Here is a 6,630-nt window from a genome sequence, read left to right on the forward strand (position 1 = left end):
CTTGCCATTCGGAAAGGGCGCTTGGATGAAGACTAGCGAACAATGTTTTCCAGCAGGAAATCGACAATCTCGCCGGTTTTAATCATCTGCTTTTCACCGCCGCGGCGGTTCTTATATTCAATCTCTTCGTTATCCAGATTACGATCGCCGATGACGATCGTGTGTGGCACACCAATCAGTTCCATATCGGCGAACATAACGCCCGGACGCTCTTTACGGTCGTCCAGCAGGACTTCAATACCGTGGGCGCGCAGCTTCTGATAGATATCTTCAGCGACTTCTTTCACCCGGAAAGATTTGTGCATATTCATTGGCAGAATCGCTACGTGGAAAGGTGCGATGGCATCTGGCCAAATAATGCCGCGATCGTCGTGATTCTGCTCAATGGCGGCGGCAACCACTCGAGTCACCCCAATACCATAGCAGCCCATGGTCAGGATCTGATTACGTCCATCTTCTCCCTGAACGGTCGCTTTCAGCGCTTCTGAATACTTACTGCCCAGTTGGAAGATATGGCCTACTTCGATCCCGCGTTTGATTTGCAGCGTCCCTTTGCCATCTGGGCTGATATCGCCTTCTACCACGTTGCGAATATCTGCAACCAACGGCAGGGAAACATCACGTTCCCAGTTAATGCCAAAATAGTGTTTACCGTCCGTATTGGCGCCGGCGCCGAAATCACTCATCGCGGCAACCGTACGGTCAATAACGGCGGGAATCGGTAAATTCACCGGCCCCAGGGAACCAGGACCTGCGCCGACGATCGCGCGAATTTCTTCTTCCGTTGCGAAAGTCAGCGGACTGGCAACCAGGGCGATTTTCTCGGCTTTGACTTCATTCAGTTCATGATCGCCACGAACCAGTAATGCGACCAGTTTATGGCCGCTCTCTTCCGCCGCTTTCACCAGCAGCGTTTTGACCGTTTTTTCAATCGGCAGTTTGAATTGCTCAACCAGTTCAGCGATGGTTTTGGCGTTTGGCGTATCAACCAGACGCATCTCTTCCTTTGCTTCAGCTCGGCCTAGCTGGGGGGCGACGGCCTCTGCCAGTTCAATGTTTGCGGCATAGTCGGAGCCGGTAGAGAAGATAATATCGTCTTCGCCGCTGGCGGCCAGTACCTGGAATTCATGAGAAGCATTGCCGCCGATGGAGCCGGTGTCGGCCTGAACGGCCCTGAAATCGAGATCCATGCGGCTGAAAATTTTGCTGTAGGCGGCATACATTGCATCGTATGTCGCCTGTAGTGATTCCTGTGAAGTGTGGAAAGAGTAAGCATCTTTCATCAGAAATTCACGGGAACGCATTACGCCAAAACGTGGACGGACTTCATCACGGAATTTGGTCTGAATCTGGAAAAAATTCAATGGCAGCTGTTTGTATGAGCTGATTTCATTACGAATCAAATCGGTAATGACTTCTTCGTGCGTAGGGCCGAGAACAAAAGGGCGTTCTCCGCGATCGACAAAACGCAGCAACTCCGGGCCGTATTGCTCCCAGCGACCGCTTTCTACCCACAGATCGGCAGGCTGAACAACCGGCATGGAAATTTCAATCGCGCCAGCGTTATTCATTTCTTCGCGCACGATGGTTTCAACTTTTCTCAAAACCCGCAGACCTGTAGGCAACCAGGTATAAAGACCGGAGGCCAGTTTGCGAATCATTCCGGCTCGGAGCATCAACTGATGGCTGATAACTTCCGCATCGGCAGGCGTCTCCTTGAGTGTGGAGAGCATATATTGACTAGTACGCATGGTGTTTTAGTTCCGTCAGAACGAGAAATAGCATCGTGCTGCCTAATGCAGCCGAAGGCATAAAAAGTGGCTTAGTTTAACAGCGTGGACCGTTCGTCAAAAGAGAGTCGGCAGAAATTTATGCGTGAATAGCCGTAGCCCGTTCGTGGTAACCGTCATCTGACGTTTTTACGTGGACTATTTATTCGTGCCCATCGCCCTTCGGGTTGTCGCAGGCGACGTTTTTTAACGGGATTCGAGGGATAATACCTCGGTTTGTTGTCCAGATACCCGCCAACGCACGTTAAATTCCAGCAGTAAAGCGGCATATTCCCGCTCCGCATCCTCTCCTTTTCGGTAAGCCGGGCGCGGATCCTGAGCTAAGACCTGACTGATAAAGCGTTTTAAATATGGATACTTATGTTGACCGCTGGCGATCTGCTGTTCTGCAAGCGGGGAGAAAATAACGGACATATTGGCTTCCGGGGCGGACTGTGCGAAGCCTGCCAATGCATTGGGATGGCTTTCCGCAAAAGGAAGATAGGGCTTGATATCAACGACTGGCGTACCATCAACCAGATCGAGACTGCCTAATTCTAGCGTGACGCGATCGCCTTGCGTATGAATAGCTTTCAGTTCCACCAATGACATCCCGAGGGGATTTGGCCGGAAAGTAGAGCGTGTCGCGAATACCCCAACGCGTGCATTGCCACCCAGTCTTGGCGGCCGAACGGTGGGGTGCCAGCCACCCGCTATGGTTTGATGGAAAATGAACAAAATCCATATATGGCTAAAGTCTGCCAGTCCACGTACGCATTCCGCCTGATTATAGGGCGGCAATAGCTGGAGTTCTCCACCACCATCTTCAATCAGACCCGGCTGCCGCGGAATGGCGAATTTTTCTTTATAGGGTGAACGGATAACACCGATCTGATTGAAAACAAACTGACTCATTGATCTGAAACTTGCAATGCTGTGCCCTGACAGACCGCCTGACGATAGCAGCCGGCGACGCTGCTGATGATCTGGCATTCATGCAGTAAAACCGCGTTGGCTTTCATGGCTGTTGCCCTGTTCTGCATTCGCCTGCGGGCGTTGGCTGTATTGGGTGGCGCATCCTGAGCCGTAACCTGACATGATGAACCAGACACTTCACCCATATCACGGAATGGTTTGCCAACCAGTTCTTCAGCGCTTTGATATAAAACGGCAGGCGCAGGGCGCGGGGCAGGTTTTGGCTTGGCTACCGGCTCTGCTGCCTTGGGTTCACTCGCAGGTTGAGGAGCCGGTTCCGTTGGTTTTTGTAATAGAGAGCAACCTGTTAGCGACATCGTTAACAGAATAAGAGGGATTACGCGCATAGAATGACCTCTGCTTTTTCTTAAAGAGCGGATATTGAAGCAAGCTATTGCACAAATAACAAGACGGGCCGGGACCCGTCTTGAGGATATATTTTAATAAAACGAGTAACCCGAATGTTACCAGCCTTTAACGGCACCGCCATTAAAGATTTTATTCGCTGCTTCGTTAACTTCGTCTGACTGATAAGCCTGAACAAATTTTTTCACGTTTTCCGCATCTTTATTGTCTTCGCGGGAAACCAGCAGGTTTACATACGGGGAATCTTTCTCTTCAACAAAGATACCGTCTTGAGTCGGCGTCAGGTTAATCTGGCTGGCGTATGTGGTGTTGATGATTGCCAGAGCAATTTGTGCATCGTCCAGGGAACGTGGCAATTGTGGGGCTTCCAGCTCAACCAGCTTCAGGTTTTTCGGATTTTCGGTAACATCCAGAACGGTTGGCTGGAGACCGACATTATCTTTCAGTTTAATTAAGCCTACTTTTTGCAGCAGCAGCAATGAACGGCCCAGATTGGTTGGATCGTTTGGCAGCGCAACCTGTGCGCCATCCTGTAATTCATCCAGTGACTTTATTTTTTTGGAATATCCGGCAATCGGATAAACAAAGCTATTACCAACGGAAACCAATTTGTAGCCACGATCTTTGATTTGCTGCTCCAGATAAGGTTTGTGCTGGAAAGCGTTCAGATCGATATCACCTTTGCTCAGTGCTTCGTTAGGCAAGACATAATCATTGAAGGTGACTAATTCAACATCCAGACCATATTTGTCTTTTGCCACTTTCTGAGCAATTTCCGCAACTTGCTGTTCGGCACCAACAATGACGCCAACTTTAATATGATTCGGATCCTTTTCTTCCTGACCACATCCCGCCAACGTCAGGGCGCCAATTAATGCGCCAATAGTCGCGATGGATTTAAATTTAATAGCCATATCCTTACCTCTAATTAAAAAGTCTTCATAACATTTGCCCGGAATAAGCAAATGCGGGTTTAACGATTACTTATGCGTGACAGCTTTTACTGCCCGATCCCCACAAAATTGAATCAGGTAAACCAAAACAACCAACAATATCAATACCGTATTCATTACCATGGCATTATAACCAATATAGCCATACTGATAACCAATTTGGCCTAAGCCTCCGGCCCCAACGGCACCCCCCATAGCAGAATAGCCTACAAGGGTAATAAGGGTGATGGTCGCGGCGTTAATCAGTCCAGGTAAGGCTTCCGGTAATAAAACCTTTCTGATGATTTGCATCGGCGTCGCACCCATGGCGCGTGCCGCTTCGATCAGCCCTGTCGGGATTTCCAACAGCGCATTTTCTACCATACGGGCAATGAACGGTGCCGCACCAACGGTCAGAGGCACAATCGCAGCCTGTAGGCCGATAGATGTTCCGACGATGATTCGAGTAAAAGGAATCATCCAAACCAGTAGAATAATAAAAGGAATGGAACGGAAAATATTTACCAGAGCCGAAACCACGCGATAAAGTTTAGGGTTGGCAATAATCTGGCCCGGGCGGGTAGTATACAACAAAACACCCACCGGCAAGCCAAGTACAAAGCCAAAGAAACCGGAAATCAACGTCATTGCAACCGTTTCCCATACTCCCCGGGCCATTAACCATAACATTGCTTCAGACATAACCCAGGACCTCAATATTGACGTGACTTTCCTGCAGGAACGCAATTGCCGCTTGTGTATCCGCATCTTCGCCATGCATTTCCGCCAGCATGATGCCGAATTTGACGCCGCCGGCATAATCCATCTGAGCGCTGATAATGTTGTTGTTAACATTAAAACGTCGGGCGACTTCAGAAAGCAACGGTGCATCCACGGACTGACCGGTAAATTCCATGCGCAATAACGGAGTAGGATTGACACCGCGTTCCGGTGACAGACGTGAAAGATAGTCGTCAGGAATATCGAGATGTAAGGTGGATTGAATGAATTTTTGCGCCAGCGGTGTTTTCGGGTGGGAGAACACTTCGCTTACCGTATCCTGCTCAATCAACTGACCGCCGCTGATCACCGCGACCCGATCGCAAATACGTTTTACAACATCCATTTCATGCGTGATCAGAAGGATCGTCAGTCCAAGGCGACGATTAATATCTTTAAGCAGTTCCAGAATTGAGCGGGTCGTTGCGGGATCCAGTGCGCTGGTGGCCTCGTCACACAACAATACTTTAGGATTGCTGGCCAATGCACGTGCAATCGCGACGCGCTGCTTCTGGCCGCCGGAAAGATTTGCCGGATAAGCATCATGCTTGTCCGTCAGCCCGACCAACTCCAGCAGTTCATTTACCCGGCGGGTGATTTCTGCTTTTGGCGTGTTATCCAATTCAAGGGGCAAGGCGATATTGCCGTATACCGTACGTGAAGCAAGCAAATTAAAATGTTGGAAAATCATGCCAATTTGGCGGCGCGCGCGCGTGAGCTGGCTATCTGAAAGCTGGGTCAGATCCTGACCATCAACCAGCACTTTACCTTGCGTGGGGCGCTCCAACAGATTAACGCAGCGGATCAGCGTACTTTTACCTGCACCTGATGCGCCAATAACGCCATAGATCTGTCCCGTCGGGACATGGAGGTTGACATCAGCAAGCGCAGTAATCGAGCGTCCATTTTGCTGAAAAACCTTGGTAATATTAGAAAGTTCAATCATATATTTTTATCGTTAGTGCCTATGGCTGGATAAACCAGATTCCGTGGAGACGGAATAGTCATTGGATGTTAGGGCGTCTAGACGTCTGAGTCAATTGAGATTGATGTTGCTGGGCGTTCTCTCTGTCGGTGAAAACATGCGATACTAACGAGTAATTTACGCCATCGGGAGCGAAGTAAGTGGCACAAAGTGTTCCAGCCGTTTTTCTTGATCGTGACGGCACGATCAATATCGACCACGGTTATGTGCATGAGATCGATCAGTTTCAATTCATTGACGGTGTGATTGAAGCCATGCAAGAACTGAAGAAAATGGGGTTTGCACTGGTGGTTGTCACCAATCAATCCGGCATTGCGCGTGGTAAGTTTACTGAAGATCAGTTTATGCAACTGACCGAGTGGATGGATTGGTCTTTGGCAGACCGCGATGTCGATCTGGATGGCATCTATTTTTGCCCCCATCTCCCCGATCAGGGAGAAGGGGATTATCGTCAGACGTGCGATTGTCGTAAACCAGAGCCAGGCATGCTGCTCGCTGCACAACGACACCTGAATATCGATATGGCTGCTTCCTATATGGTAGGGGATAAAGTAGAAGATATGCAGGCGGGGATTGCCGCTGGTGTTGGAACCAAGATCTTGGTTCGCAGTGGCAAACCTATCTCTGAACAAGGGGAAACATTGGCGGATGGCGTCATTGATAGTCTTGCGGATCTTCCTCAATGGATAAAAAAGCGTAGTTAATAGACTAAGTGAATGAAAGTTGCGCAAACAGAAAGAAGTTGAATATATTTGCTTGCGCTTCCAGATTCCCTCCCTATAATGCGCCTCCATCGACACGGCGCTGTGAGCTTAATCACAGT

At 49.3% G+C, this 6,630-nt stretch carries 7 protein-coding genes; 1 reads left to right on the forward strand and 6 read right to left on the reverse strand.

All coding sequences use genetic code 11. The features are described from left to right. Positions 1–32: 32 nt before the first annotated feature. From proS to metN, 6 genes are all read right to left on the reverse strand, one after another. Complete coding sequence (gene proS / locus B4923_RS01895; protein WP_109052650.1) at positions 33–1,751, reverse strand: proline--tRNA ligase; 1,719 nt, start codon at positions 1,749–1,751, stop codon at positions 33–35. A gap of 225 nt (positions 1,752–1,976) precedes the next feature. Further along, complete coding sequence (tsaA, locus tag B4923_RS01900; RefSeq protein ID WP_109052651.1) at positions 1,977–2,684, reverse strand: tRNA (N6-threonylcarbamoyladenosine(37)-N6)-methyltransferase TrmO; 708 nt, start codon at positions 2,682–2,684, stop codon at positions 1,977–1,979. After that, positions 2,681–3,091, reverse strand: coding sequence for an Rcs stress response system protein RcsF (gene rcsF / locus B4923_RS01905; protein ID WP_109052652.1), 411 nt, complete (start codon positions 3,089–3,091; stop codon positions 2,681–2,683). Before rcsF ends, tsaA begins: the two co-directional genes overlap by 4 nt. A gap of 117 nt (positions 3,092–3,208) precedes the next feature. Next, positions 3,209–4,024 (reverse strand): MetQ/NlpA family lipoprotein, encoded by an 816-nt coding sequence (locus B4923_RS01910; protein ID WP_109052653.1) that lies wholly within the window; start codon positions 4,022–4,024, stop codon positions 3,209–3,211. A 66-nt stretch (positions 4,025–4,090) separates the two neighbouring features. Beyond that, the gene (locus B4923_RS01915; protein ID WP_109052654.1) at positions 4,091–4,744 is read right to left on the reverse strand and encodes a methionine ABC transporter permease MetI; all 654 of its coding nucleotides are present in this window, start codon (positions 4,742–4,744) and stop codon (positions 4,091–4,093) included. Continuing rightward, positions 4,737–5,768 carry a methionine ABC transporter ATP-binding protein MetN gene (metN, locus tag B4923_RS01920; protein ID WP_109052655.1) on the reverse strand — a complete coding sequence of 344 codons (1,032 nt, stop codon included), beginning with the start codon at positions 5,766–5,768 and terminating at the stop codon, positions 4,737–4,739. The genes B4923_RS01915 and metN overlap by 8 nt, the downstream gene beginning before the upstream one ends. Positions 5,769–5,947: 179 nt before the next feature. On the opposite strand from metN, the gene gmhB reads away from it, so the two are divergent. Next, positions 5,948–6,511, forward strand: coding sequence for a D-glycero-beta-D-manno-heptose 1,7-bisphosphate 7-phosphatase (gmhB, locus tag B4923_RS01925; RefSeq protein ID WP_109052656.1), 564 nt, complete (start codon positions 5,948–5,950; stop codon positions 6,509–6,511). The last annotated feature ends 119 nt before the right edge of the window (positions 6,512–6,630 follow it).

This window comes from Brenneria roseae subsp. americana, from assembly GCF_003115815.1.
GTDB classification, from domain to species: domain Bacteria; phylum Pseudomonadota; class Gammaproteobacteria; order Enterobacterales; family Enterobacteriaceae; genus Brenneria; species Brenneria roseae.

Excerpts from the sequence above, each read along its gene's own strand:
- rcsF (WP_109052652.1), bottom strand. The coding sequence starts at position 3,091 with ATGCGCGTAATCCCTCTTATTCTGTTAACGATGTCGCTAACAGGTTGC.
- tsaA (WP_109052651.1), bottom strand. The coding sequence starts at position 2,684 with ATGAGTCAGTTTGTTTTCAATCAGATCGGTGTTATCCGTTCACCCTAT.
- B4923_RS01915 (WP_109052654.1), bottom strand. The coding sequence starts at position 4,744 with ATGTCTGAAGCAATGTTATGGTTAATGGCCCGGGGAGTATGGGAAACG.
- proS (WP_109052650.1), bottom strand. The coding sequence starts at position 1,751 with ATGCGTACTAGTCAATATATGCTCTCCACACTCAAGGAGACGCCTGCC.
- metN (WP_109052655.1), bottom strand. The coding sequence starts at position 5,768 with ATGATTGAACTTTCTAATATTACCAAGGTTTTTCAGCAAAATGGACGC.
- B4923_RS01910 (WP_109052653.1), bottom strand. The coding sequence starts at position 4,024 with ATGGCTATTAAATTTAAATCCATCGCGACTATTGGCGCATTAATTGGC.